A 26,041-nucleotide genomic window follows, 5' to 3' on the forward strand; every position below is an offset into this window, starting at 1 on the left:
CTGCTAACGGTGTCGCCCTGCCAAGGGTGTCGGCCTGTCAACGGTGTCGGCCGTGGGAGGACGCCGTTGACGTCGTTGCGGGTACGCGTCCGGCCGTCAGGAGGCGTCCGGTCGGATGCCCCGGATCTCGCAGCGCGGCCCGCTGGCCCGCATCAGCCGCAGGTCGGCGGTGACCAGCGGCACCCCGTACCGCTCGGCGACCGCGACGTAGGCGGCGTCGTCCGGGGTGAGGTTGTCCTTGAGCTCCCAGATCCGGCCGAGCAGCGGCGCCACCTCGACCTTGCGGATCGCCACCGCGGCCAGCTCGCCGGTGAGTTCGGCGACCCGTGCGGCGGTGAGCTCCTTGGCCAGGTAGAGGCCGCGCAGTGACTGCATCACTTCGACGGTGATGTGCTCGGGGGCCAACCACTCGCCGCCGGCGGCGAGTTCGGCCCGGGCGTTGGTTCCGCGCGGGCCCTGGTCGGCCAGCGCCAGCACCAGCGCGGACGCGTCCACCACGATCACTGTCGGCCCCCTCTGCCTGTCACCACTCCGGCCACCGTACCGGTCGGGGTGTCACCCGGTGGCGCCGGGTTTCGGGGTCGCGGAGGTGGACGGCCCGGTCCGCCCGGGGGTGTCGTCGCGGAACGGGCGGATCGTGTGCTCGGCGTCCTTGGCCTGCTCGGGGGTGATCCACTCCGGCAGGCCGGGGGACATCGCGGCGGCCTTCAGCTGGTCGAGGGTGAGCGGCAGTCCCTCGCGGACCACCTGGACCTTGGCGTGGTCGGCGACCTCGGCCGTGTTGGTGGTGCTGACCGTGACCCTGGTTCGGTCGGCGCGCAGCAGGCTGGCCTCGCGGGAGAGGGTGTCGCCGGTGGTCCGTTCGATGAGCAGCAGGTGGCCGCCGTCCGGGAGCACGGTGTCGGAGCAGTAGCGGAACTGGCCGCCCCGGTTGATGACCGAGCAGCTCATCAGGTCGTCCTCGTTGGGGTGGGAGTCGCGCTTGAGGCGGTCCCCGAGGCCTCCTTCGATCATGATCCGGACGTCGGCGGGGCCGGCGCCGTCGTCGTAGAGCATGTTGGCCATGGTCAGCACGCTGCCGGGGTCGGCGGCGTTGGCCTTGATCAGTGCGGAGTGGCCGGAGTAGCCGGAGGTCCGGCCGGCCGGGGGCAGTGCCTTGACGAGGGCGGACAGGGCGGTGCGGCCGGTCAGGGCGACCTTGCCGGTGTGCTGGCCGCTGCCCGGCAGCGGGGGTTCGACGGTGTCCTCGGTGCGCTGGAGCGGCTGCGGGAAGCGCCGGCTCGGGGTCGGCGCGGGGGTGTCGGTGCCGCTGGGCGAGGCGGTGGGGGAGGCGGCGGACAGTCCGACCGCCGTCGTGCCGCCGTCGCCCGGCCGCAGGGCGACGGTGCCGCCGATGGCCAGGGCGGCCACGGCGGCCACGGCGGTGACGGCACCGGCGACGGTGAGGCGGCGCCGGCGGCGGATCGAGCGGCCCTGCCGGGCGCTGGCGGCGACCAGCGGGCCGAGCTCGGGGCCGAGGCCGTCCATCGTCCGTTCGAAGGCGGCGGACAGCTTGCGGCCGTCCGCGTCCGGTTCGTTCATGGCTGGGGTTCCTTTCCGACGGGGAACTGCACGGAAGGTGGTGCGGAGGGCGTCAGGAGCGGGCGAGGTGCTCGGCGGCGTCCGGGCCGAGGGCGGCGCGCAGCCGGCCGAGGGCGCGCAGCGACTGGGCGCGGACGGCGCCCTGGTTGAGGCCGAGTTCGGCGGCGGTCTCGGCGACGCTGCGGTCCTCCCAGTAGCGCAGGACGAGGACGGCCCGGTCGCGGGGCGTGAGTTCGGCGAGCGCGGTGAGCAGGGTGATCCGCAGGGCCGGGTCGTCGCCGGGGGCGACGCCTTCGGGGAGTTCGCCGAGGGAAGGCCGTTCGCCGGTGCGGCGCAGCCTGCGGTGCGAGAGGTAGCTGCGCACGAGGGCGCTGCGGGCGTAGGCGTCCTGGTTCTCGGCGCGGCGGACCTTGGGCCAGGCGGCGAAGAGCTTGGCGAGGGTGACCTGGGTGAGGTCCTCGGCCAGGTGCCAGTCGCCGCAGAGCAGCAGTGCGGTGCGGAAGAGCCGCTGCCCCCGGCTGTGCGCGAAGGCCTCGAACTCCGCGGCCTCCTCGGCCCGTCGTGTCTTCCGGATCACGCTGTCCCCTCGCACCCCGTGTGCCGGGCGTCGTCCGCCCCTGTGCCCGACTGGACGCCCGAGCCCGGCGCGGACGTTACGGGTGCGGGCGGGGCGAAAGGAGGTGAAGGTGGACCGGGGGCATGCCTGCGGTGGTGTGGACGGCGGCATGCACTATGGTTTATCTCGACATCGAGATAACTGCCCCTTACGATTTATCTCGACATCAAGATACTTGCCGAGAGGCGCTCGCCGGTGACGCGGCAAGGCAAGCCTAAGTAAGGCTGACCTTACCACCGCGTGCGCGCCGGATACCGCACGAAGCACCCAGAAGGAGTCAGTCGTGTCCGCGAACAGCTTCGACGCCCGCAGCTCGCTGCAGGTGGGCGACGAGTCGTACGAGATCTTCAAGCTCTCCGCCGTCGAGGGTTCCGAGCGGCTGCCCTACAGCCTCAAGGTGCTGCTGGAGAACCTGCTCCGCACGGAGGACGGCGCGAACATCACCGCCGACCACATCCGCGCCCTCGGCAACTGGGACGAGAACGCCCAGCCGAGCCAGGAGATCCAGTTCACGCCGGCCCGCGTGATCATGCAGGACTTCACCGGCGTGCCGTGCGTGGTCGACCTCGCCACCATGCGCGAGGCCGTCAAGGAGCTGGGCGGCGACCCGGCCAAGATCAACCCGCTGGCCCCGGCCGAGCTGGTCATCGACCACTCGGTCATCGCCGACAAGTTCGGCACCAAGGACGCGTTCACCCAGAACGTCGAGATCGAGTACGGCCGCAACAAGGAGCGCTACCAGTTCCTGCGCTGGGGCCAGACCGCCTTCGACGAGTTCAAGGTCGTCCCGCCGGGCACCGGCATCGTCCACCAGGTGAACATCGAGCACCTGGCCCGCACCGTCATGGTCCGCGGCGGCCAGGCCTACCCGGACACCTGCGTCGGCACCGACTCGCACACCACCATGGTCAACGGCCTGGGCGTGCTGGGCTGGGGCGTCGGCGGCATCGAGGCCGAGGCCGCGATGCTCGGCCAGCCGGTCTCCATGCTGATCCCGCGCGTGGTCGGCTTCAAGCTGACCGGCGAGCTGCCGGCCGGCACCACCGCCACCGACCTGGTGCTCACCATCACCGAGATGCTGCGCAAGCACGGTGTGGTCGGCAAGTTCGTCGAGTTCTACGGCGACGGCATCGGCGCCATCCCGCTGGCCAACCGCGCCACCATCGGCAACATGTCGCCGGAGTTCGGCTCGACCTGCGCGATCTTCCCGATCGACGCCGAGACCATCAACTACCTGCGCCTGACCGGCCGCGACGAGCAGCAGCTCGCCCTGGTCGAGGCGTACGCCAAGGAGCAGGGCCTCTGGCACAACCCGGCCCACGAGCCGGTGTACTCGGAGTACCTGGAGCTGGACGTCTCCACCGTCGTCCCGTCGATCTCCGGCCCGAAGCGCCCGCAGGACCGCGTGATCCTGGCCGAGGCCGCGAGCAAGTTCGCCGAGGCGCTGCCGACCTACTCCGCCGAGGCCTCGAAGCCGACCGCCGTCACCGCCCCCGACGGCTCGACCTACGAGATCGACAACGGCGCGGTCGTGATCGCCTCGATCACCTCCTGCACCAACACCTCCAACCCCTCCGTCATGCTGGGCGCCGCCCTGCTGGCGAAGAAGGCCGTGGAGAAGGGCCTGCACGTCAAGCCCTGGGTCAAGACCACCCTGGCGCCCGGCTCCAAGGTCGTCATGGACTACTACGAGAAGGCCGGCCTGCTCCCGTACATGGAGAAGCTGGGCTTCAACCTGGTCGGCTACGGCTGCGTCACCTGCATCGGCAACTCGGGCCCGCTGCCCGAGGAGGTCTCGGCCGCCGTCAACGAGGCCGACCTGGCCGTCGTCTCGGTGCTCTCCGGCAACCGCAACTTCGAGGGCCGGATCAACCCCGACGTCAAGATGAACTACCTGGCCTCCCCGCCGCTGGTGGTCGCCTACGCCCTCGCCGGCAACATGAACGTCGACATCACCAAGGACGCCCTGGGCCAGGACGCCGACGGCAACGACGTCTTCCTCGCCGACATCTGGCCGTCCGAGCAGGAGGTCGCCGACACGGTCGCCGGCTCCATCGACGAGGCGATGTTCGACAAGGGCTACCAGGACGTCTTCGCCGGCGACCACCGCTGGCAGTCGCTCCCGGTCCCGACCGGCAACACCTTCGAGTGGGACGCCGAGTCCACCTACGTCCGCAAGCCCCCGTACTTCGAGGGCATGGCCAAGACCCCGAGCCCGGTGACCGACATCGCCGGCGCCCGCGTCCTGGCCAAGCTGGGCGACTCGGTCACCACCGACCACATCTCCCCGGCCGGCAACATCAAGCCGGGCACCCCGGCGGCGCAGTACCTGACCGCCAACGGTGTCGACAAGCGCGACTTCAACTCCTACGGTTCCCGTCGTGGCAACCACGAGGTGATGATCCGCGGCACCTTCGCCAACATCCGCCTGCGCAACCAGATCGCGCCGGGCACCGAGGGCGGCTACACCCGCGACTTCACCCAGGCCGACGCGCCGGTGTCGTTCATCTACGACGCCTCGCAGAACTACCAGGCCGCCGGCATCCCGCTGGTCGTCCTGGCCGGCAAGGAGTACGGCTCCGGCTCGTCCCGCGACTGGGCCGCCAAGGGCACCGCGCTGCTGGGCGTCAAGGCCGTCATCGCCGAGTCGTACGAGCGCATCCACCGCTCGAACCTGATCGGCATGGGCGTCCTGCCGCTGCAGTTCCCGGAGGGCGAGAACGCCGAGTCCCTCGGCCTGACCGGCGAGGAGACCTTCTCCATCACCGGCGTGACCGAGCTCAACGAGGGCCGCACCCCGAAGACCGTCAAGGTCAAGGCCGGTGACAAGGAGTTCGACGCGGTCGTGCGCATCGACACCCCCGGTGAGGCGGACTACTACCGCAACGGCGGCATCCTGCAGTACGTGCTGCGCTCGCTCATCGGCTGAGTCCGGTAGCTCCTGAAAGGGGGCCGGGCCCGCGACCTCGCGGGCCCGGCCCCCTTTTTCGCGTGCCGCGCCCTCGGGGAACGGGCGCTCGGCGCCCCGCTGTACGGCCACGGCCGGCCCGCGCCGCGACCGACCCGGGGACGGGAAGGGGCCCGCCGTCGCGTACGGCGGGCCCCTCCACGCGTGCTCGGTGCTACGCGTGCTCGGTGCTACGCGTCCTCCGTGCGGGTCAGCCCCGGTCGCAGGCCTGCGCCCGCAGCGCCCGGGCCAGGTCGTCGCGGCGCTCCAGCACCAGGCGGCGCAGCGCCGGCGCGGCCTGCGGGTGCCCGTCCAGCCAGGCGTCGGCCTCGGCCAGGGTCTGCCGGTCGGTCTGGGCGGCGGGGAAGAAGCCGCCGACGAAGCGCATCGCGATCTCGATGGTCCGCTCGGACCAGATCTTCTCCAGCAGCTTGAAGTACGGCGCCGCGTAGAGCGCGGTGAGCTCCCGGTGGGAGGGCAGGGCGAAGCCCGCGATGTTGGCCTCGACGAGGGCGTTCGGCAGCTCGTCCGAGTCGACGACGGCGGACCAGGCGGCGGCCTTGGCCTCCGGGGTGGGCCGGGCGGCCAGGGCCAGGGTGTACTGGCGCTTGCCGCCGGCGGTGTTGTCGGCGGCGAGCTCGCCGGCCAGCTCCTCGTCGGTGGCCTGGCCGGCGGCGGCCAGGGCCAGCCACAGGGCCCAGCGCAGCTCCTGGTCGACGTCGAGGCCGTCGATCCGGGCGCTGCCGGTCAGCAGGCCGCGGACCAGGCCGAGGTGCTCGGCGCCGCCGGCGGTCTGGGCGAGGAAGCGGGCCCAGGCGAGCTGGTGGTCGCTGCCGGGGACGGCGGCGCGCAGCTCGCGCAGTGCGCCGTCGGCGAGCTGCCGGGCGCCCTCGGCGCGCCAGGCGGGGTCGGCGTACAGGTCGACGGCGGTCTTGGCCTGGGCGTGCAGCGACTGCAGGACGCCGATGTTGCCCTCCTGGCCGGCGAAGCGCAGCACCAGGTCGACGTAGTCGCGGGCCGGCATCAGGGCGTCGCGGGTGAGGTTCCACACGGCGGACCAGGCGAGCGCGCGGGCCAGTTCGTCGGCGATGTCGCCGAGGCCGGTGCGCAGCGCCGCCAGGGAGTCCTCGTCGAAGCGGATCTTGCAGTAGGTGAGGTCCTCGTCGTTGAGCAGGACGAGGGCGGGGCGGCGGCGGCCGGCGGCCTCGGCGACGACGGTGCGGGCGCCGGCGATGTCGGCCTCGATCCGCTCGGTGCGCACCAGGGCGCCGTCCGCGTCCCGGTCGTAGAGGCCGATCGCGATCCGGTGCGGGCGCAGCACCTCGCCGTCCTGGAGCACCGCCAGCTCGGTGATCCGGCCCTCGGCGTCGGCGGTGACCTGCGGGGTGAGCGCGTTCACGCCGGAGGTCTGCAGCCAGGCGGCGGCCCAGGTCTTGAGGTCGCGGCCGCTGGTCTCGGCCAGGACGTCCAGCAGGTCGGTGAGTGCGGTGTTGCCGAAGGCGTGGCGCTTGAAGTAGCGGCGGGCGCCCTCGAAGAAGGCGTCCGAACCGGCGTACGCGACGAGCTGCTTGAGGACGGCGGCGCCCTTGGCGTAGGTGATGCCGTCGAAGTTGAGCTTGGCGTCCTCGAGGTCGCGGATGTCGGCGGTGATCGGGTGGGTGGTGGGGAACTGGTCCTGCCGGTAGGCCCAGGCCTTGCGCTGGTTGGCGAAGGTGACCCAGGCGGAGGAGTAGCGGGTGCGGGCGCCGATCAGGGCGTAGGAGCCCATGAAGTCGGCGAAGGACTCCTTCAGCCACAGGTCGTCCCACCAGCGCGGGGTGACGAGGTCGCCGAACCACATGTGCGCCATCTCGTGCAGGATGACGTTGGCGCGGTTCTCGTAGGCGGCGTCGGTGACCTTGGAGCGGAAGACGAAGTCCTCCTTGAAGGTGACGCAGCCGGGGTTCTCCATGGCGCCGATGTTGTACTCGGGGACGAACGCCTGGTCGTACTTGCCGAAGGGGTACGGGTAGTCGAACTCCTCGTGGAAGAAGTCGAGTCCGAGCTTGGTGACGCCGAGGATCTCCTCCGGGTCGAAGTGCGGGGCGAGGGACTTGCGGCACATCGCGGAGAGCGGGATGTCCAGGGTGGTGCCGTCGGGGAGTTCGCGGCGGTAGTGGTCGCGGGCGATGTGGTACGGGCCGGCGACCACGGCGGTGAGGTAGGTGGAGATCGGCTGGGTGGGCGCGAACTCCCAGGTGCGGGCGTCGTCGTGCTCGGTGACCTTCTCGTGCACGGCGTTGGACCACACGTCCCAGGCGGCGGGGGCGGTCACGGTGAAGGTGAACGGGGCCTTCAGGTCGGGCTGTTCGAAGGTCGCGAAGACGCGGCGGGCGTCGGCGGGCTCGTAGTGGGTGTAGAGGTAGGTCTCGCCGTCGGCCGGGTCGACGAAGCGGTGCAGGCCCTCGCCGGTGCGGCTGTAGGCGCAGTCGGCCTCGACGGTGAGGACGTTCTCGGCGGCCAGGCCGTCCACGTGGACCCGGGCGCCGTCGTAGGCGGTGGCCGGGTCGAGGGCGCGGCCGTTGAGGGTGACCGCGCGGACGGCGGGGGCGAGCAGGTCGAGGAAGGTGGCGGCGCCGGGGCGCTCGCAGCGGAAGGCGACGGTGGTGGTGGAGCGGAAGGTGGCGGCCGCCGGGTCGGGGGCGGAGGTCACGTCCAGCCGCACCTGGTAGCTGTCCACGGCCAGGATGCTGGCCCGTTGCTGGGCTTCGTCGCGGCTCAGGTTCTTGCCCGGCACGGCGGTACTCCTTTGTCCGGCTCGCACGGTGGTGCGCGTGTGGGTGGTGCGGGTCCGGTGCGCAGGTAGGCACCGCGCACCCGGGGGCATCCTTTCACGCCGTTCGCGCCGGTACCATTGCACACATCGCCGTGGGAGGGCCGGAATCAGCGGCGGCGGGCGGGTGTTGGGGCCGTGGGGGGTGGAGTGCCCTGCCCTGCCTCGGACCATCTCACGAAGGACGACTCGCAGTGACGACTGCCGCTGAGCGCAAGACCGCCGACTTCTGGTTCGACCCCGCCTGCCCGTGGGCGTGGATGACGTCCCGCTGGCTGATCGAGGTGCAGCAGCTGCGCCCGGTCGACGTGCGCTGGCACGTGATGAGCCTGTCGGTGCTGAACGAGCACCGGGACCTGCCGGCGAACTACCGGGAGCTGCTGGACAACGCCTGGGGCGCGGTGCGGGTGTGCATCGCGGCCGAGCAGAAGTGCGGGAGCGAGGTGCTGGGCCGGCTCTACACCGAGCTGGGGCTGCGCTTCCACAACCAGGGCCTGCCGCAGGACCGCGACACGATCAGGGCCGCCCTGGTGGCCGCGGGCCTGCCCGTCGAGCTGGCGGACGCGGCCGGCAGCGAGGAGTACGACGACGCGCTGCGCGCCTCGCACCAGGAGGGCATCGGCCTGGTCGGCGAGGACGTCGGCACCCCGGTGATCGCGGTCGAGGGCGCGGACGGCGAGCGGGTCGCGTTCTTCGGCCCGGTGGTCACCCCGGCGCCGAAGGGCGAGGCCGCGGCCCGGCTGTGGGACGGCACCCTGCTGGTGGCCTCCACCCCGGGCTTCTACGAGATCAAGCGCACCCGTACGGCGGGCCCGTCCTTCGAGTAGCGGACGGCCGAGGGCCCCTGGAAGCCGGCTCGGCTTCCAGGGGCCCTCGCGCGTCGACGGGTCAGCGGGCGGCTGCGGCGTCGCGGCGCTGCTTGAGCAGCCCGGCCGTGACCAGCAGCGCGACCAGCACCCCGGCCGCGTACAGCTGCTCGCGGTCGCCCTCGGTGGTGGTCATCAGGCCGAGGATGCCGACCACGGCGGCCATCGCGACCCAGGTCAGGTACGGGTAGCCCCACATCCTGACGGTGAGCAGCTCGGGCGCCTCGCGCTCCAGCCGGCGGCGCATCCGCAGCTGGACGACGCAGATGAACAGCCAGACCACCAGGATGGCGACGCCGGTGGTGTTCATCAGCCAGGTGAACACGGTGTCCGGCCAGACCTTGGAGGCGAGCACGGCGGCGAAGCCGAACAGGCAGGAGGCCAGGACGGCCCGGCGCGGCACCCCGCCGCTGACCTTGGCCAGCGCCTTGGGGCCCTGGCCGCGGCCGACCAGCGAGTAGGCCATCCGGGAGGCGCCGTAGATGTTGGCGTTCATCGCGGACAGCAGCGCGATCAGCACCACGGCCTGCATGATCGCCCCGGCGCCGGGCACCCCGAGGCGGTGCAGCACGGTGACGTACGGGCCGTCCGCGACGACCGCCGGGTCCTTCCAGGAGACCAGGGTGACGACCAGGGCCATCGAGCCGATGTAGAAGACCGCGATCCGCCAGACCGCGGTGCGCACGGCGTTGGCGACGTTGCGCTTGGGGTCGTCGGACTCGGCGGCGGCGATGGTCACGGTCTCCAGGCCGCCGTAGGCGAAGACGGAGGCGAGCAGGCCGACGATCAGTCCGCTGGTGCCGGTGGGCAGGAAGCCGCCCTCGCCGGTGAGGTTGGCGGTGCCGGGGGCGCCGGGGCCGATCACTCCGGCGACGCCGAGCCCGCCGAGGACGAGGAAGGCGACGATCGCGGTGACCTTGACGGCGGCGAACCAGAACTCGAACTCGCCGAAGTTCTTCACGGCGGTGAGGTTGCTGGCGCAGAAGAAGGCCATGAACAGGGCGACCCACACCCAGGAGGAGACCCCGGGTATCCAGCCGTTGACGATCTTCCCGGCGGCGGTGGCCTCGGCGGCGACGCCGCAGCAGAGCATCACCCAGTACATCCAGCCGGCGGTGATCCCGGCCCAGGGGCCGATCTCCTTCTCGGCGTGCACCGAGAACGAGCCGGAGGCGGGCCGGGCGGCGGACATCTCGCCGAGCATCCGCATGATCAGCATGACCAGCAGGCCGGAGAGGACGAAGGCGAGGATGATCGCCGGGCCGGCGGCCGCGATGCCCGCGCCGGAGCCGACGAACAGGCCGGCGCCGATCACCCCGCCCAGCGCGATCATCGACAGGTGTCTCGGCTTGAGACCGTGGCCGAGCTGCTGGCCGGTGGCCGGCCCGGCGTCGGTGGTCCCGGGCGCCGTGGGCGCGGTGGTGGGGGCCATGGGTGCGGAGTTTCCAGACTGTGCGGAATGCGGCATGAGTTGTCCAATATCCGGGGCGGCCACTGTCCATGCCAACCGGTTTCGGTGCGGGCCCACCATGCGGACCGGGTGGTCACGAAACGCTTCACGGTCGCTACGCTGCGTGCTCGTCGGGCCCGGACCCGACAAGGGACGTGGTCGCACCTTTGTCCGAATCCCTGGCGGTGCCGGAGTGGATCACCGCGTAGGTTCACAGGTGTTCACTCACCTGGACCTCACGGAGGAAACCCCCGATGGCCACTGCCGCCACCCCCGTACCGCGCCGCGCCGTCCTCGCCGACCTGCTGCCCGCCGCTTCCACCCGCCTCGGCGCCCAGGTCCGCGACCTGGCCCTGGTGGCCGGCGGCGCCGCGCTGACCGGTGCCGCCGCCCAGCTGTCGGTGAACGTCCCCGGCTCGCCCGTCCCGGTCACCGGCCAGACCTTCGCCGCCCTGCTGGTCGGCACCGCGCTCGGCGCCCGCCGCGGCGTCGCCTCGCTCGCCCTCTACCTGCTGGCCGGCCTGGCCGGCATGCCGTGGTTCGCCGAGGGCACCTCCGGCTGGACGATGCCCTCGCTCGGCTACGTGCTCGGCTTCGTCCTCGCGGCCGGCCTGACCGGCGCGCTGGCCCGCCGCGGCGCCGACCGCACCCCGGTGAACACCGCCGTCACCATGGTCCTCGGCAGCCTGGCGATCTACGCGGTCGGCGTCCCGTACCTGGCCGCCTCGCTGCACGTGTCGCTTGCCCGCGCCGCCGAGCTGGGCCTCTACCCGTACCTGGTCGGCGACGCGCTCAAGGCCGTCCTCGCGGCCGGCGCCCTGCCGCTGGCCTGGAAGCTCGTCGGCAAGCGCTGAGCGACCCCGCGACGCCCCCTGCGGAGCCCGGGCGCACCCGCATGCCACACTCATGGCATGCGCGTGTACCTGGGCTCCGACCATGCCGGATACGAACTGAAGAACCACCTGGTGGAGTGGCTGAAGGGGGCCGGCCACGAGCCGGTCGACTGCGGGCCGCACATCTACGACGCCGAGGACGACTACCCGCCGTTCTGCCTGCGCGCCGCCGAGCGCACCGCCGCCGACCCGGAGGCGCTGGGCATCGTGATCGGCGGCTCGGGCAACGGCGAGGCGATCGCCGCCAACAAGGTCAAGGGCGTCCGCGCGGCGCTGGCCTGGAGCGTGCAGACGGCCGAGCTCGGCCGCCAGCACAACAACGCCAACGTGATCTCCATCGGCGGCCGGATGCACACCGAGGACGAGGCCACGAAGTTCGTCGAGGTCTTCCTGAACACCCCGTACAGCGGCGAGCCGCGGCACACCCGCCGGATCGAGATGCTGAGCGAGTACGAGACCACCGGCGAGCTGCCGCCGATCCCGGCCCACCACCCCCAGGGCTGATCCCCCTCCCGTCCACCCTCCCCGGCCGGCCGCACCCTCCGTGCGGCCGGCCGTCGCCGTCCCGGCGGCCCCGCCGACCTGTGGGATCGGCCACAGCCGCCGGCGCGCGCACCACCCCCGCACGCGGGGCGCGCACACCGCCCGCGGGCTCCGACGGCCAACCGGCGCACGCCTCCTGACGCCACGCCCGCCGGCACGCCGATCGGCCGAAACCCACTGAGCGCCCCGCGCCCGTCCGCGAACGCCCGCCCCCGGGCCGTCGACGCCGGGCCGCACCCGTGGATAGGGTCGGACCCCATGGCTGGCAGACCGCCGGGCGCACCGCCCCAGACGACTGCGACGAGGCCCGGCGCCACCAAGGCGTCCGACCCCGTGACGGCCCGGTTGCGCAGGAGGCTCCGCCGGGCCCGCCGAAGGCTGCGCACGGCCGGAGTGGACTACTTCCGCGGCGGCGCCGCCGACTGGCCGGTGCTCTGCGCGCTCGCCCTGCTCGTCCCGCTGATGATCCTGCTCAACATCTGGATCCCCGACTGGGCCCCGCCCACCGCCCTGGTCCTGCCGATCCTGGCCGGCGCGCTGCTGCTGCGCCCCGGCAGCCTGGTGGTGCTGTACGCGCTGGCCGCGATCGGCCTGTCCGCCGAGTCCGTGATCCACACCGGCCAGCGGGTCGCCAGCGACAACCCGGAGGCCTACGTCTACGGCGTCACCCCCGGTGCCGCCCTGGTGGTCGGCGCCGCCGGCGTCGGCGGCCTACTGCTGGCCCAGTTCCGGGCCCGGGTCGGCGTGCCCTGGTGGGGCGGCTCCACCATGCTGTTCGACCTGCGCGAGCGGCTGCGGGTGCAGAGCCGGGTGCCCGAGCTGCCGGCCGGCTGGCACGCCGACATGGCACTGCGCCCGGCCGGCGGCCAGTCCTTCTCCGGCGACTTCGTGGTCGCCGCCCGCACCGGGCCGGGCCAGCGGCTGCTGGAGGTCGTCCTCGCGGACGTCTCCGGCAAGGGCATGGACGCCGGCTCCCGGGCGCTGCTGCTGTCCGGTGCCTTCGGCGGCCTGGTCGGCTCGCTGCCCGCGCACGACTTCCTGCCCGCCGCCAACGGCTACCTGCTGCGCCAGTCCTGGGAGGAGGGCTTCGCCACCGCCGTCCACCTGGTGCTGGACCTCGACACCGGCGAGTACGAACTGCTGTCGGCCGGCCACCTGCCGGGCATGCAGCGCCTCGCCGGCGAGGGCCGCTGGGAGGTCAAGGAGGCCGAGGGCCCGCTGCTCGGGATCTACGACGGCGCCAAGTTCGACGGCGTGCGCGGCCGGCTGAACCGCGGTGACGTGCTGATGCTGTGCACCGACGGCATGGTCGAGGCGCCCGGCCGGGACCTCTCCGAGGGCATGGACCGGCTGATGGGGGAGGCGGACCGGCTGGTGCCCGGCGGCGGCCCCGGCACCGGTGCCGGCGCGGCCGCGGCGCTCATCGAGACGGTGGCCCGGGACATCAACGACGACCGCGCGGTGCTGCTGCTCTGGCGCGACTGAGGCCGCGTTCCCGCCGCATGTGCCAGCGGCAGCTGTCAAGCCCGGGAGCAGATCTTCGGCCAAATCGGACGGCCCGTCGACGGACCGGACCAGCGGCTTCCGTTCGCCGCCTCCGGCCGTTTCCCGGCCGCTCAGCACCGCCCCGCCGACGATTCGTCAGAACGGCTCGGCTATCGTCCCGGTCGGCGGAAACTCGTCCCGCACCGCAGGATGTCGGCGTTGGGCTGACTGTCAGACCTTTACGCAATCGGCACGGTCGACCACACTGAGTCCGGGCGGGACTGTTCAGGATTCGGGGGATGGGGGGCGACACGTGCGGCGCAGCAGACAGCGGTCCACCGTGGGCCTCCCGCACCGGCGGTGTGCCGGACGGTCCGCGATTCCGCCTCGGGACCGTCGGACAGGCCGGGGTCCGGCTTTCGCAGGTGCCGCCGGGTGGTGGCACCACGCTATGAAAACGAGGAAGTGAGTCCGGGTGGCACTCTCCGTCTCCGCGCTGGTCCTGTTCGCGATCCTGTGCATCATCTTCATCCGCAACAAGCAGATGAAGATCGCGCACGGCATCGTCGCCGCCCTGTTCGGCTTCATGCTGCACGAGACCACCATGGCCAGCTCGATCAACTCGCTGCTGTCCAACCTGGCGCACAGCATCTCCAGCATCACCGGCGGCTGATCCGGCCGGGCCGTCCGCGCCGTCTCTGACCTACGGTCAGCGGCCGGCCCGTCTCGCCTGCCGCCAGCGGGCGAACAGGCCCCGGGCTCTCGCCGCCGGGGCCGCCGTGGCCGTTGCCGTGGGCGCCGGGGCGCCCACCCGCTCGACCGCTCCCGCCGCCCGCTCGGCCGTCAGCAGCACGAACAGCCTTGCCCAGCACAGCCGTTCACCGCGCGGCCAGTCCAGCGCGCGCAGCGCCGCCGACGCCTCCTCCGAGACCTCGCCGCCCACCCGGACCTCGGCCACGTCGTCGCCCGCCTTCCCGCCCAGGAAGAGCTTGACCCCCACCGGCCCGGGGCCGGTCAGCCCGGCGCGCAGCGCGGGTGCCAGCGCGGGCAGCACCCGGTTCTCGGTGAGCCAGGCCGCCAGGTGCTCGTTGCCGAAGCCGAACACCGCGGCCGGCCCCTGCACCGCCTGCCAGCCCGGCAGGCCCGGCACCTCCAGGCGGTCCGCGTGCACCCCGCGCCCCTCGGCCAGCTCGACCAGCACCGAGGCGGTGGTGGTCGCCCACATCTTCACCGCGTTGGCGAGCTTCTCCTCCTCGGTCTTGCCGAGGCCCGCCGCGCAGTCCCACACCACCGGGGCGTCCGCCCGGCCCAGCTGGAGCACGAAGCCGAGGTCCACGTGCCCGCCGCCGTCGCCGCCCGGGTGCTCGCGCACCGCCACCGCGGTGGTGCCGGGGCCGCGCACGACCTCGCCGTCCACCGTGAACTGCTGGCCCAGGCGCGCCATCTCCAGCACCACGCAGCGCTGTATGACGGCCAGTCGCTCCTCGGGACGCACCGGGACTCCTCCACTCGGGGAGCGCGGCGGGCGGGACCCGTTCGAACCGCGCTCGAACGCCGCCGAGGCTATCGGCCCGGCCCCCAACCCGGAAACCGTTCGTTCCGTTCCGTCCTCCGGTCGCGGAAATGTCGGGTATGCCCCACTTTGGTGAGCGGAACCCGCCGCCCGCCCGCCCGGAGAACCCGCATGGCCCGCACCGACACGGCCCGCACCGACCTGACGCCCCCGCCGCCGTACCCCGTCCGTCCGGACGGCTCCGGCCTGGTCGCCGAGATCGAGGCCTACCTCGCCTCGCTGCCCGCCCCCGCCCGTACCCCGGTGCCCTACGTCTGCCCGTACGGCAGCACCCCGCGGCCCTGGCACGCCGGGTACCCGCAGCCCCGCGCCACCCTGCTCGACCGGGCGCTGCGCCGCCCGGCGCGCCCGGTGCCGGTGAGCGCCGCCGACCACCTGCGGCTGGCCTCCCGCTACCTCGGCGCCCACGGCTGGCTGCAGGGCGCGATGTGGGACTCCGCCGGACGGGTCTGCCTGCTCGGCGCCCAGGCCGCCGTCCTCGCGCACGGCTACGGCACCCCGGCGACCGTGCGCACGGCCCGGGTCCAGCTGATGGAGGTGCTGCACGCCACCGGCCGCCCGGCGCGCTCCCCGGACGAGTACAACGACCGGCCCACCACCCGCGCGGGCGACGTCCACCAGCTGCTCGACCGGGCCGCCGCCCGGGCGGCCCGGCTGGGGCTGTAGGCGGCGAAACGCGTCCGGCCCCGGTGCGGAGCGCACCGGGGCCGGACCTGTGGAGCGGGCGACGAGAATCGAACTCGCGTGACTAGTTTGGAAGACTAGGGCTCTACCATTGAGCTACGCCCGCATGATCATCCGGACGTCTCCGGCCGGAAGGTCTGGGACAGCGTACCTGGTCCCGCCGTCCTCATGCACACCGCATTTCCGCCCCGCGGCCCCGGAACGGCTCCGGACGGCCCCCGGCGAACCCGCGAGCGGCCCCCGGGCGAACCCGTGAACGGCCCCGGAATAAGTCCGCGAGCCGAACTTGCCCGCCGTGTACGCTTCCTCTCGGCACCACGGGGTGTGGCGCAGTTTGGTAGCGCGTCCGCTTTGGGAGCGGAAGGCCGTCGGTTCGAATCCGGTCACCCCGACAGTGAGTGCGCAGGGTCTCGCCCATCGGGGCGGGGCCCTGTTCTGTAGGGCGGTACGGTGGCGTCTGGCGTCCGCCTTTCGTGGTACCGGTAGGATGGGGCGCTGGCGGTAGTGCCTGCGGTGTCAACCCAGGTCAACCGCACGAGGGCGAGGAGTCACGCTCACCGTCCACCCCCACGGGAGATGCAGCTCCAACCGCCCATCGCCCGTCTCGTCCGAACCGCCCGTACCGGCCCCAGGCCGGGTGGCGGGTACGGGCGGAGGCAACCCGACCGCAAGCCCATAGGAGACCTAACCGTGAAGAGCGCCGTCGAGACTCTGAACCCGACCCGGGTTCGACTCACCGTCGAGGTGCCCTTCGAGGAGCTCAAGCCCAGCCTCGACGCGGCGTACAAGAAGATCAACCAGCAGGTCTCGGTCCCGGGCTTCCGCAAGGGCAAGATCCCGAACCGGGTCATCGACCAGCGCTTCGGCCGTGGTGCCGTGCTGGAGGAGGCCGTCAACGACGCCCTGCCGCGCTTCTACACGCAGGCCGTCGACGAGGGCAAGATCGAGGTCCTCGGCCAGCCCGACATCACCAACATCGAGGGTGTCGAGAAGATCGCCGATGGCGGCGACCTGAAGTTCACCGCCGAGGTGGACGTCCGTCCCGAGATCACCCTGCCGGAGTTCTCCTCCATCGAGGTGACCGTCGACCCGATCGTGGTCGCCGACGAGGACATCGACAAGTCGCTGGAGCAGCTGCGCGAGCGCTTCTCCTCCGTCAAGGACGTCGAGCGCGCCGCCGCCGAGGGTGACGTCGTGGTCGTCGACCTGGTCGCCAAGGTCGACGGCGAGGTGCCGGAGGACGGCACCGCCACCGGCGTGAGCTACGAGATCGGCTCGGGCCGCCTGATCGACGGCATCGACGAGGCCGTCGTCGGCCTGTCGGCCGGCGAGGAGAAGACCTTCGAGACCGAGCTCAAGGGCGGCACCCAGGCGGGCAAGACCTCCGAGGTCACCGTCACCGTCACGGCCGTCCAGGAGAAGGAGCTGCCGGCGCTGGACGACGAGTTCGCCCAGCTGGCCAGCGAGTTCGACACCCTGGAGGACCTGCGCGCCGACTCCCGCAAGCGCCTGGAGCGCATGAAGGAGTACGACCAGGCCACCCAGGCCCAGGAGAAGGTGCTCGACGCGCTGCTCGCCCTGGTCGAGATCGAGTTCCCGGAGAAGCTGCTCGCGGACGAGATCCAGACCCGCAAGCACAACCTGGAGCACCACCAGCTGGAGCCGATGGGCCTGAACCTCGACACCTACCTGGAGACCCAGGGCAAGACCCGCGAGGAGTGGGACGCGGAGATCGAGGAGCAGGCGAAGAAGGGCATCAAGACCCAGTTCGTCCTGGACCAGATCGTCGCCGACGAGGAGCTGGGTGTTAACCAGGAGGAGCTCACCGAGCACCTCATCCGCCGCGCCGCCGGCTCGGGCCTGACCCCGGACCAGTTCGCGCAGCAGGTCGTCCAGGGCGGCCAGGTTCCGCTGCTGGTCGGCGAGGTCGCCCGCGGCAAGGCGCTGGCCACCGTGGTCGAGGCCGCCAAGGTCGTCGACACCGAGGGCAACGAGGTCAACTTCGACGACGAGGACGAGGCGGGCGAGACCGTCGAGGCCGCCGCCGACGAGAAGACCGAGGAGAGCACCGAGGCCTGAGTGCCCCGGTAGCCCCCTGAGGCAACGCGCAGCGGGCCCGGACGCCGTACGGTGTCCGGGCCCGCCGTCGTCCCACCCGCGGCAGGGCGCGACCCTGCGCTCACAGCGAACAGTTCTGCGTGAGGGATTCTGCGGCCCGGCCTGCGCGTTAGGGTCCTTGGACAGCACCATTCACGACGTGATACCCGGAAGCTGTGCGACACCGTGAGAGCCGTGGAGCGGCCCTCCAAACCGACTGAGCAGGTGGCTAAGTGACGTTCCCGCAGATGCAGATGCCTGGCCCGATGGCGCCGCACGCCGCCGCTGGTGACGTGCTCGGCGGCCTTGGCGACCAGGTCTACAACCGGCTGCTGGGCGAGCGGATCATCTTCCTCGGCCAGCAGGTCGACGACGACATCGCCAACAAGATCACCGCCCAGCTGCTCCTGCTGGCCGCGGACCCGGACAAGGACATCTTCCTCTACATCAACTCTCCGGGTGGCTCGATCTCCGCCGGCATGGCGATCTACGACACCATGCAGTACATCAAGAACGACGTCGTCACCATCGCGATGGGCATGGCGGCCTCGATGGGCCAGTTCCTGCTGACGGCGGGCACCCCCGGCAAGCGCTTCTCGCTGCCGAACGCCAACATCCTGATGCACCAGCCCTCCGCGGGCCTCGGCGGCTCCGCGACCGACATCCGCATCCAGGCCGAGCAGCTGCTCCGGACCAAGAAGCGGATGTCCGAGCTGATCGCGCACCACAGCGGCCAGACCTTCGAGCAGATCACCCAGGACTCCGACCGCGACCGCTGGTTCACGCCGGAGGAGGCCAAGGCCTACGGCCTGATCGACGACATCATGCACAGCGCCGCGGACGTCCCCGGCGGCGGCGGCACGGGCGCCTGAGCCTCCGCCCGGCCCACGACACCACCGTCCCAACGCCCCGGAGGACAAGGACCCCCATGAACATCCCCAGCCTGTCGGCCGCCAAGGCCCGCGTCGAGGACATGCGCGCGGAGGGCCGCTACATCGTCCCGCGCTTCGTCGAGCGCACCACGCAGGGCATCCGCGAGTACGACCCGTACGCGAAGCTGTTCGAGGAGCGCATCATCTTCCTCGGCTCGCAGGTCGACGACGTCTCGGCGAACGACATCATGGCCCAGCTGCTGTGCCTGGAGTCGATGGACCCGGACCGCGAGATCCAGATGTACATCAACTCGCCCGGCGGCTCGTTCACGGCCCTGACGGCCATCTACGACACCATGCAGTACGTGAAGCCGGACATCACCACGGTCTGCATGGGCCAGGCGGCCTCCGCCGCGGCCGTGCTGCTCGCCGCCGGCACCCCCGGCAAGCGGATGGCGCTGCCGAACGCCCGTATCCTGATCCACCAGCCGTACACCGAGACCGGCCGCGGTCAGGTGTCGGACCTGGAGATCCAGGCCAAGGAGATCTTCCGGATGCGCGAGCAGCTGGAGGAGATGCTCTCGAAGCACTCCAACAAGTCGGTGGAGCAGGTGCGCGACGACATCGAGCGCGACAAGATCCTCACCGCCGAGGAGGCCGTCGAGTACGGCCTGGTCGACCAGATCATCTCCACCCGCAAGACCTCGCTGACCTCCTGAGGCCGGCACCCGCCGGCGCGGGGCGCGCACCCCGGTGTGCGCCCCGCGCCGGTTCGGACGGTCTCTGCCGCGACGGCATCTGTTCGGTATCAATTCGCCCAGGGCGTAGGGCAGACCCGGCGAAGAGGACGGAATCCCCGGCCCGGCAGAGTACCTTCGGATAGCGAGACCGATCGCCGTCGGGCGTCGACGGTCCACAGCACCAGGCCCCGGAACCCCTGCGGGGCCCCTGGCGAAGGGGAAGCACCTCGTGGCACGCATCGGAGACGGTGGCGACCTGCTCAAGTGCTCGTTCTGCGGCAAGTCGCAGAAGCAGGTGAAGAAGCTGATCGCCGGCCCAGGCGTGTACATCTGCGACGAGTGCATCGACCTGTGCAACGAGATCATCGAGGAGGAGCTCGCCGAGACCTCCGAGGTGCGCTTCGAGGAACTGCCGAAGCCGCGCGAGATCTACGAGTTCCTGGACCAGTACGTGGTCGGCCAGGACCTCGCCAAGAAGGCGCTGTCGGTCGCGGTCTACAACCACTACAAGCGCGTGCAGGCGGGTGAGGCGGGCCGCAGCGGCGGCAACGGCCGCGAGGACGCCATCGAGCTGGCGAAGTCCAACATCCTGCTGCTGGGCCCGACCGGCTCCGGCAAGACGCTGCTGGCGCAGACCCTGGCCCGGATGCTGAACGTGCCGTTCGCGATCGCGGACGCCACCGCGCTGACCGAGGCCGGGTACGTCGGCGAGGACGTCGAGAACATCCTGCTCAAGCTGATCCAGGCGGCCGACTACGACGTCAAGAAGGCCGAGACCGGGATCATCTACATCGACGAGATCGACAAGGTCGCGCGCAAGAGCGAGAACCCGTCGATCACCCGGGACGTCTCCGGCGAGGGCGTGCAGCAGGCACTGCTGAAGATCCTGGAGGGCACCACCGCCTCGGTGCCGCCGCAGGGGGGCCGCAAGCACCCGCACCAGGAGTTCATCCAGATCGACACCACCAACGTGCTGTTCATCGTCGGCGGCGCGTTCGCCGGCCTGGAGCGGATCATCGAGGGCCGCGCGGGTGCCAAGGGCATCGGCTTCGGCGCCAACATCCGCTCGAAGCGGGAGTCGGACGCCAGCGACCACTTCCGCCAGGTGATGCCCGAGGACCTGGTGAAGTTCGGCATGATCCCGGAGTTCATCGGCCGGCTGCCGGTGATCACCAGCGTGCACAACCTGGACCGCGAGGCGCTGCTGCAGATCCTCACCGAGCCGCGCAACGCGCTGGTGAAGCAGTACCGCAAGCTGTTCGAACTGGACGGCGTGGAGCTGGAGTTCTCGCGGGACGCGCTGGAGGCGATCGCCGACCAGGCGATCCTGCGCGGCACCGGCGCGCGCGGGCTGCGGGCCATCATGGAGGAGGTGCTGATGTCCGTGATGTACGAGGTCCCCTCGCGCCAGGACGTCGCCCGCGTGGTGGTCACCGGGGACGTGGTCTCCAAGCACGCGATCCCGACCCTCGTCCCGCGCGACATGATCAAGCGCGAGCGGCGCGAGAAGAGCGCCTGACCGCCCGGAACGCGCGAGGGGCCCCGCACCGTTCGGTGCGGGGCCCCTCGCGCGTTCGGTGTCCGCCGTGCGGCGCCGGTTACTTCGGCACCTCGGAGACCGCGCGCAGGTCGCGGGTGTCGGCGGCGAGCTTGTCCAGGTCGGGCTTGCTGTTCTCGTCCTGGGGCACCTTCATCACCATGACGAGGCTGCTGCTGTCGGCCCAGGCGCAGATGCCCATCTTGGGGGTGTCGGTCTGGGTGACGTTGGCGCACTCCATCTCGCCGCCCTTGGGGCCGGCGTCCACGGAGTGCCGGTCGGTGACCTCCGAGCCCTTGGAGGAGACGCCGTCGAACGCCGCGTCCAGCTCCTTCTTCGGCATCAGGACCTTGCCGTAGGCGCCGGCCACGATCAGGTCCGGCTCCGAGGAGGAGTTCTGGTAGACGCCGGCGACGCCGGTGGGCTTCCAGTTGCCGTCGCCCTTGCCGAGGCTGTCCGTCATCGCCTTCTCCATGGCGGCGCTGACGGGGTTGTCGTCGTTGCGGGTGGTGTCCTTGAAGTTCGCCGGGAGGACGATCTTCTGGGTGCCCGCGTTGCTGGTGGCGTCGTAGACGAAGTACGCCAGCGCCCCGCCGCCGATCACCACCACGGCCCCGATGGTGCCGAGCGTGATCCACAGGCCCTTGCGGGACCGCTTCGGCGGCGGCACCGGGGCGTACGCGCCGCCGTAGCCGGGGTAGGCACCCGGGTAGCCGGGCTGCTGCGCGGCGTCGTAGCCCGGCTGGGCCGGAACGCCACCGTAACCGGGAGCGGCCGGCGGCGGGGTCGCCGGGTACCCCGGCTGCTGGGGCGCGCCGTAGGGGTTCTGCTCGGACACGGGTGTCCCTTTCTGGGTGACGGGTTACTTCGCGACCTTCATGGCGTCGCGGATGGCCCGGGTCTTGTCCGCGGCCTGGGCGGCGGTGAGGCCCTGGCCGCCGGCGCTCTTGGAGAAGCTGACCCGGCCGTAGGTGGAGTTGTCGGCCCAGACGCAGATGGTCGGGCCGGGCTTGCCGATCACGCTGGTGACGCCGCAGGCGAGCCGCCCGGACGAGCTCTTGTCGTCGTTCGCCGGGAAGTCGGTGAGCGGGGTGGACCAGGTGACCGCGGTGGAGGAGTCCTTGCGCGACTGGTCGATCAGCTGGCCCGGGTCGTTGAGCTCGCCGTAGATGCCGGCCACCGAGATGAAGTCGAGCGCGTCCGAGCCCTTGTTGTAGCTGGCGCCGAGGGCGTGCAGGTCCTTGCCGAACTTCGCCGCCTCGGGCTTGCTCTGGTCGACCGGCTTCTCCTCGAAGGACTTCTGGGTGTACCCGTCCGGCAGCGACTGCGGGGCGGTGAGCTTGTACGCGCCGGCCTTGTCCGAGCCGCCGAGGAACTTCCACGCGGCGAACCCGCCGCCGCCGAGCACCAGCGCGCCGATCACCAGGCCGGCCACCAGGCCCCCCTTGCCCTTGCGGGGCGGCTCGGCGTAGCCCGGGTAGCCGCCGTACGGCTGCTGCTGCGGGGCGCCGTACGGCTGCTGGGGCGCGCCGTAGGGCTGCTGCTGCGGGTAGCCGTACTGGGGCTGCTGCGCGCCGTACGGCGGCTGCGGCTGCGGCGGCCCGTACGGGGGCTGTCCCCCGTACGGCTGCTGTCCCTGCGGGTACTGCTGGCCCTGGCCGTACATGTGCGTGTGCTCCCCCGCCGCCCCCGCGGCCTGTACCGGTGTGGTGTCTCGCTCCGTGCACGTCCCGACGTGCGGGCGAGTGCCGTGGAACGCTACCGCACGGGGCCGACCGCGAACCCCGTCGTACCAGCGTGGGAACCGTTCCGAAAGCGGTTCGTAACCCGCCCCCCCGGTTACGTAAACTGTGCGTCGTGACCGACACGACGAACCAGCGCCCCGAGAGCACCTCCGCCGGGGACGACGCGGCAACCCTCCCGACGACCTACACCCCCGCGGACGTAGAGGGCGAGCTGTACGAGCGCTGGGTAGACCGTGGCTACTTCACCGCCGACGCGAACAGCGACAAGCCCGCGTACACCATCGTCATCCCGCCGCCGAACGTGACCGGCGCCCTGCACCTGGGCCACGCCTTCCAGCACACGCTGATGGACGCGCTGACCCGCCGCAAGCGCATGCAGGGCTTCGAGACGCTCTGGCTGCCCGGGATGGACCACGCCGGCATCGCCACCCAGAACAAGGTCGAGCAGCAGCTCGCCGAGTCCGGCCTGTCCCGCCACGACCTGGGCCGCGAGGCCTTCGTGGAGAAGGTCTGGGAGTGGAAGCGCAACTACGGCGGCCGGATCCTCGGCCAGATGCGCCGCCTCGGCGACGGCGTCGACTGGTCGCGCGAGCGCTTCACCATGGACGAGGGCCTGTCCCAGTCCGTCCAGACCATCTTCAAGCGGCTCTTCGACGACGGCCTGATCTACCGCGCCGAGCGCATCATCAACTGGTGCCCGCGCTGCCTCACCGCGCTGTCCGACATCGAGGTGGAGCACGAGGAGACGCCGGGCGAGCTGGTCTCGATCCGCTACGGCGACGGCGAGGACTCGATCGTCGTGGCCACCACCCGGGCCGAGACGATGTTGGGCGACACCGCGGTGGCCGTCCACCCCGAGGACGAGCGGTACCGGCACCTGGTCGGCCGGACCATCAAGCTGCCGCTGACCGACCGCGAGATCCCGGTCGTCGCGGACGAGCACGTCGACCCGGAGTTCGGCACCGGCGCCGTCAAGGTGACGCCCGCGCACGACCCGAACGACTTCGCCATCGGCCAGCGCCACGACCTGCCGAACCTGACCGTCATGGACGAGCACGGCGCGATCACCGTGCACGGCCCGTTCCTCGGCATGGACCGGCTGGAGGCCCGCTCGGCCGTCGTCGGCGCGCTGCGCGAGCAGGGCCGGATCGTCGCCGAGAAGCGCCCGTACATGCACGCCGTGGGCCACTGCTCGCGCTGCCACACCGTGGTCGAGCCGCGGCTGTCGCTGCAGTGGTGGGTCAAGGTCGAGCCGCTGGCCAAGGCCGCCGGCGACGCGGTGCGCGACGGCAAGGTGGAGATCCACCCGAAGGAGCTGGAGCGCCGCTACTTCGACTGGGTCGACAACATGTACGACTGGTGCATCTCGCGCCAGCTCTGGTGGGGCCACCGGATCCCGGTCTGGTACGGCCCCGAGGGCGAGGTCGTCTGCGTCGGACCGGACGAGCAGCCGCCGACCGGCGAGGGCTGGCACCAGGACCCGGACGTCCTGGACACCTGGTTCTCCTCCGGCCTGTGGCCGTTCTCCACGCTCGGCTGGCCGGAGAAGACCGCCGACCTGGAGAAGTTCTATCCGACCGACGTCCTGGTGACCGGCCACGACATCATCTTCTTCTGGGTCGCCCGGATGATGATGTTCGGCCTGTACGCGATGGACGGCGAGGCGCCGTTCAAGACCGTGGCGCTGACCGGCCTGGTCCGCGACGAGTTCGGCAAGAAGATGTCGAAGTCCTCCGGCACCGCCGTCGACCCGCTGGACTGGATGGACGCCTACGGCGCCGACGCCGTCCGCTTCACCCTGGCCCGCGGCGCCAACCCGGGCGCCGACGTGCCGATCGGCGAGGACTGGGTCAAGGGCTCGCGCAACTTCTGCAACAAGATCTGGAACGCGACCCGCTTCGCGCTGATGAACGGCGCCACCGTCGAGGGCCCGCTGCCCGCGCCGGAGGAGATGACGGCGGCCGACCGCTGGATCCTGTCGCGGCTGAACGCCACCGTCGCCCAGGTGGACGCGCTGTACGACGACTACGAGTTCGCCAAGGTCTCGGACGCGCTGTACCACTTCGCCTGGGACGAGGTCTTCGACTGGTACGTCGAGCTGTCCAAGACCACCCTGGCCAAGGGCGACGCGCAGGCCGACGCCTCGCGCCGGGTCCTGGGCGAGGTCCTGGACGTCACCCTGCGGCTGCTGCACCCGGTCGTCCCGTTCGTCACCGAGACGCTGTGGACCACGCTCACCGGCGCCGAGTCGCTGGTCGTCACCGACTGGCCGAAGGACAGCGGCTTCCGCGACGGCGCGGCCGAGGCCGAGATCGCCACGCTGCAGCAGGTGGTCACCGAGGTCCGCCGGTTCCGTACCGACCAGGGCCTGCAGGACCGCCAGCGCGTCCCGGCCGCCCTGGAGCTGGGCGGCACCGCGCTGGTCGCCCACGAGGACGCCATCCGCTCGCTGCTGCGGCTGACCGCCCCCGAGGAGGGCTTCACGGCCACCGCCTCGCTGCCGGTGGCCGGTGCCACCGTCGCGCTGGACCTCTCCGGCACCATCGACGTCGCGGCGGAGCGCAAGCGCCTCGCCAAGGACCTCGCGGCCGCCGAGAAGGAGAAGGCCCAGACCGCCGCCAAGCTCGGCAACGAGGCCTTCCTGGCCAAGGCGCCGGACGAGGTCGTCGCCAAGATCCGGGGCCGCCAGGAGGCCGCCGAGGCCGACATCGCCCGGATCACCGCCCAGCTCGCGGCGCTGCCGCAGGGCTGAGCCTCCCGGGGCCTCCGAGGGGCCGCACTCCGCTTCGCGCGGGGTGCGGCCCCTCGGGCGTTTTCACGGGCGGCGGTGCCGGTGCGGTTTCCGTTCGCCCGATTAGCTCAGCAACATTGCTCCCTTCCGGCGAATATTCATCCTGGACCGGGTGAGGTCTTATTCCGAGCGAATTGATTCCGGTCTTGCCCGCGCGCGTTCGCGGAAGTTTCCAGGTCGGCTGTGTACGGTGTGCTCGGAGTTTCCGCGGCGGGATTATTCCGCGGAGCGTTCTGCTGGGCGACGGACGGGAGGGCACGGCGTGGTGGTGACCGAGGAGTTGGCCGACGAACTGCCTGCCGAGGCGGTCGAGGAGGCCAAGGCCAGGGCGGCGACGCTGCTGCTCGCCTTCCGGCACGGGAACCAGCTCGCGTTCGACCACGAGCTGGACCTGCTGATCGCCGAGCACGCCGAGCGCGAGGTGACCACGCTGCTCACCTGGATCGCGGCGGAGGCCGTCCGCAAGGCGTACGCCCCCGAGGTCGGCGACCGGGTGCTGCGGGCGATGGCGCGACGGGCCCCGGCCGACACCGGCGCGGTGGCGGTGGACGAGGAGACCGCCGACGCCGCCCGGCTGATCGAGGCGGTGGCGGCCGGCGAGGTGGCCGAGGTGCGCGGGCTGGTCGCCTCCACCGCCGACACCACCTTCCTGCTGGGCGGCCTGCTGCAGGGCGTCGCGATGATGCTGCCGCTGCTGCCGGAGGGCGAACTGGCCGAGATCACCGCCGAGTTGCGCCGCCGCGGCGGCGTCGTCGCGCAGGTCCCGGAGGCCCGGGCCGGGGTCTGACGGCCCGGGCCTGCCCGGTCGG

At 71.8% G+C, this 26,041-nt stretch carries 21 protein-coding genes and 2 tRNA genes; 14 read left to right on the plus strand and 9 right to left on the minus strand.

The annotated features are described in order from the left end of the window. Positions 1-96: 96 nt before the first annotated feature. The 3 genes from AB2U05_RS22115 to AB2U05_RS22125 are packed head-to-tail and all read right to left on the minus strand — an operon-like array spanning position 97 to position 2,158. Positions 97-495 carry a type II toxin-antitoxin system VapC family toxin gene (locus AB2U05_RS22115; protein WP_369184031.1) on the minus strand — a complete coding sequence of 133 codons (399 nt, stop codon included), beginning with the start codon at positions 493-495 and terminating at the stop codon, positions 97-99. 60 nt (positions 496-555) lie between these two features. Further along, entirely contained in the window at positions 556-1,581 is a 1,026-nt protein-coding gene (locus tag AB2U05_RS22120) for a hypothetical protein (RefSeq protein ID WP_369184032.1), read from the minus strand. Between the two features lie 52 nt (positions 1,582-1,633). After that, positions 1,634-2,158, minus strand: a complete 525-nt coding sequence (locus tag AB2U05_RS22125; RefSeq protein WP_369184033.1) for a SigE family RNA polymerase sigma factor — start codon at positions 2,156-2,158, stop codon at positions 1,634-1,636. A gap of 322 nt (positions 2,159-2,480) precedes the next feature. Here AB2U05_RS22125 and acnA point away from each other — a divergent pair, with 322 nt between their 5' ends. Further along, complete coding sequence (gene acnA / locus AB2U05_RS22130; protein ID WP_045696888.1) at positions 2,481-5,126, plus strand: aconitate hydratase AcnA; 2,646 nt, start codon at positions 2,481-2,483, stop codon at positions 5,124-5,126. A gap of 229 nt (positions 5,127-5,355) precedes the next feature. Here acnA and pepN read toward each other — a convergent pair whose 3' ends face one another. Next, complete coding sequence (gene pepN / locus AB2U05_RS22135; RefSeq protein WP_045710126.1) at positions 5,356-7,920, minus strand: aminopeptidase N; 2,565 nt, start codon at positions 7,918-7,920, stop codon at positions 5,356-5,358. A 230-nt stretch (positions 7,921-8,150) separates the two neighbouring features. Here pepN and AB2U05_RS22140 point away from each other — a divergent pair, with 230 nt between their 5' ends. Continuing rightward, positions 8,151-8,783: a DsbA family protein gene (locus AB2U05_RS22140; protein WP_369184034.1), complete on the plus strand. Its 633-nt coding sequence runs from the start codon at positions 8,151-8,153 to the stop codon at positions 8,781-8,783. Positions 8,784-8,844: 61 nt separating this feature from the next. Here AB2U05_RS22140 and AB2U05_RS22145 read toward each other — a convergent pair whose 3' ends face one another. Further along, positions 8,845-10,155, minus strand: coding sequence for an amino acid permease (locus AB2U05_RS22145; RefSeq protein ID WP_369185980.1), 1,311 nt, complete (start codon positions 10,153-10,155; stop codon positions 8,845-8,847). 371 nt (positions 10,156-10,526) lie between these two features. Between AB2U05_RS22145 and AB2U05_RS22150 the strand changes: the two genes are divergently transcribed. The 4 genes from AB2U05_RS22150 to AB2U05_RS22165 all read left to right on the plus strand — a co-directional run bounded on the left by AB2U05_RS22150 (position 10,527) and on the right by AB2U05_RS22165 (position 13,866). Beyond that, positions 10,527-11,126, plus strand: a complete 600-nt coding sequence (locus AB2U05_RS22150; protein WP_045696879.1) for a biotin transporter BioY — start codon at positions 10,527-10,529, stop codon at positions 11,124-11,126. Positions 11,127-11,183: 57 nt separating this feature from the next. Then, positions 11,184-11,669, plus strand: coding sequence for a ribose-5-phosphate isomerase (locus AB2U05_RS22155; protein WP_045696877.1), 486 nt, complete (start codon positions 11,184-11,186; stop codon positions 11,667-11,669). 297 nt (positions 11,670-11,966) lie between these two features. Next, on the plus strand, positions 11,967-13,193 hold the full coding sequence (locus AB2U05_RS22160) for a PP2C family protein-serine/threonine phosphatase (RefSeq protein ID WP_078859942.1): 1,227 nt from the start codon (positions 11,967-11,969) through the stop codon (positions 13,191-13,193). A gap of 475 nt (positions 13,194-13,668) precedes the next feature. Continuing rightward, positions 13,669-13,866, plus strand: a complete 198-nt coding sequence (locus AB2U05_RS22165; RefSeq protein WP_045696875.1) for a hypothetical protein — start codon at positions 13,669-13,671, stop codon at positions 13,864-13,866. Between the two features lie 36 nt (positions 13,867-13,902). On the opposite strand, the gene AB2U05_RS22170 is transcribed toward AB2U05_RS22165, so the two are convergent. After that, positions 13,903-14,688, minus strand: coding sequence for a DUF6348 family protein (locus AB2U05_RS22170; protein WP_369184035.1), 786 nt, complete (start codon positions 14,686-14,688; stop codon positions 13,903-13,905). A gap of 189 nt (positions 14,689-14,877) precedes the next feature. Between AB2U05_RS22170 and AB2U05_RS22175 the strand changes: the two genes are divergently transcribed. Then, positions 14,878-15,432, plus strand: coding sequence for a hypothetical protein (locus tag AB2U05_RS22175; protein WP_369184036.1), 555 nt, complete (start codon positions 14,878-14,880; stop codon positions 15,430-15,432). A gap of 50 nt (positions 15,433-15,482) precedes the next feature. Here the strand turns inward: AB2U05_RS22175 and AB2U05_RS22180 are convergent. Further along, a tRNA-Gly gene (locus tag AB2U05_RS22180) sits at positions 15,483-15,556 on the minus strand. A gap of 212 nt (positions 15,557-15,768) precedes the next feature. Between AB2U05_RS22180 and AB2U05_RS22185 the strand changes: the two genes are divergently transcribed. From AB2U05_RS22185 to clpX, 5 genes are all read left to right on the plus strand, one after another. Further along, positions 15,769-15,842: transfer RNA gene (locus tag AB2U05_RS22185), tRNA-Pro, on the plus strand. Positions 15,843-16,140: 298 nt separating this feature from the next. Next, a complete protein-coding gene (gene tig / locus AB2U05_RS22190) occupies positions 16,141-17,529 on the plus strand; it encodes a trigger factor (RefSeq protein ID WP_045696869.1) in 1,389 nt (462 codons plus the stop codon). Positions 17,530-17,801: 272 nt separating this feature from the next. Then, positions 17,802-18,419, plus strand: coding sequence for an ATP-dependent Clp protease proteolytic subunit (locus tag AB2U05_RS22195; RefSeq protein ID WP_045696927.1), 618 nt, complete (start codon positions 17,802-17,804; stop codon positions 18,417-18,419). 56 nt (positions 18,420-18,475) lie between these two features. Further along, on the plus strand, positions 18,476-19,138 hold the full coding sequence (locus AB2U05_RS22200; protein ID WP_030283759.1) for an ATP-dependent Clp protease proteolytic subunit: 663 nt from the start codon (positions 18,476-18,478) through the stop codon (positions 19,136-19,138). A 250-nt stretch (positions 19,139-19,388) separates the two neighbouring features. Beyond that, the gene (gene clpX / locus AB2U05_RS22205) at positions 19,389-20,678 is read left to right on the plus strand and encodes an ATP-dependent Clp protease ATP-binding subunit ClpX (protein ID WP_045696864.1); all 1,290 of its coding nucleotides are present in this window, start codon (positions 19,389-19,391) and stop codon (positions 20,676-20,678) included. Between the two features lie 79 nt (positions 20,679-20,757). On the opposite strand, the gene AB2U05_RS22210 is transcribed toward clpX, so the two are convergent. After that, positions 20,758-21,534 carry a hypothetical protein gene (locus AB2U05_RS22210; RefSeq protein WP_045696863.1) on the minus strand — a complete coding sequence of 259 codons (777 nt, stop codon included), beginning with the start codon at positions 21,532-21,534 and terminating at the stop codon, positions 20,758-20,760. Positions 21,535-21,558: 24 nt separating this feature from the next. Continuing rightward, a complete protein-coding gene (locus AB2U05_RS22215) occupies positions 21,559-22,362 on the minus strand; it encodes a hypothetical protein (RefSeq protein ID WP_045696862.1) in 804 nt (267 codons plus the stop codon). Between the two features lie 191 nt (positions 22,363-22,553). On the opposite strand from AB2U05_RS22215, the gene AB2U05_RS22220 reads away from it, so the two are divergent. Next, complete coding sequence (locus tag AB2U05_RS22220; protein WP_045696861.1) at positions 22,554-25,193, plus strand: valine--tRNA ligase; 2,640 nt, start codon at positions 22,554-22,556, stop codon at positions 25,191-25,193. Between the two features lie 301 nt (positions 25,194-25,494). Beyond that, positions 25,495-26,019 (plus strand): hypothetical protein, encoded by a 525-nt coding sequence (locus AB2U05_RS22225; RefSeq protein ID WP_045696859.1) that lies wholly within the window; start codon positions 25,495-25,497, stop codon positions 26,017-26,019. The last annotated feature ends 22 nt before the right edge of the window (positions 26,020-26,041 follow it).

The sequence above is a fragment of the Streptomyces sp. Y1 genome, from assembly GCF_041053115.1.
Classification (GTDB): Bacteria; Actinomycetota; Actinomycetes; order Streptomycetales; family Streptomycetaceae; genus Kitasatospora; species Kitasatospora rubellomurina.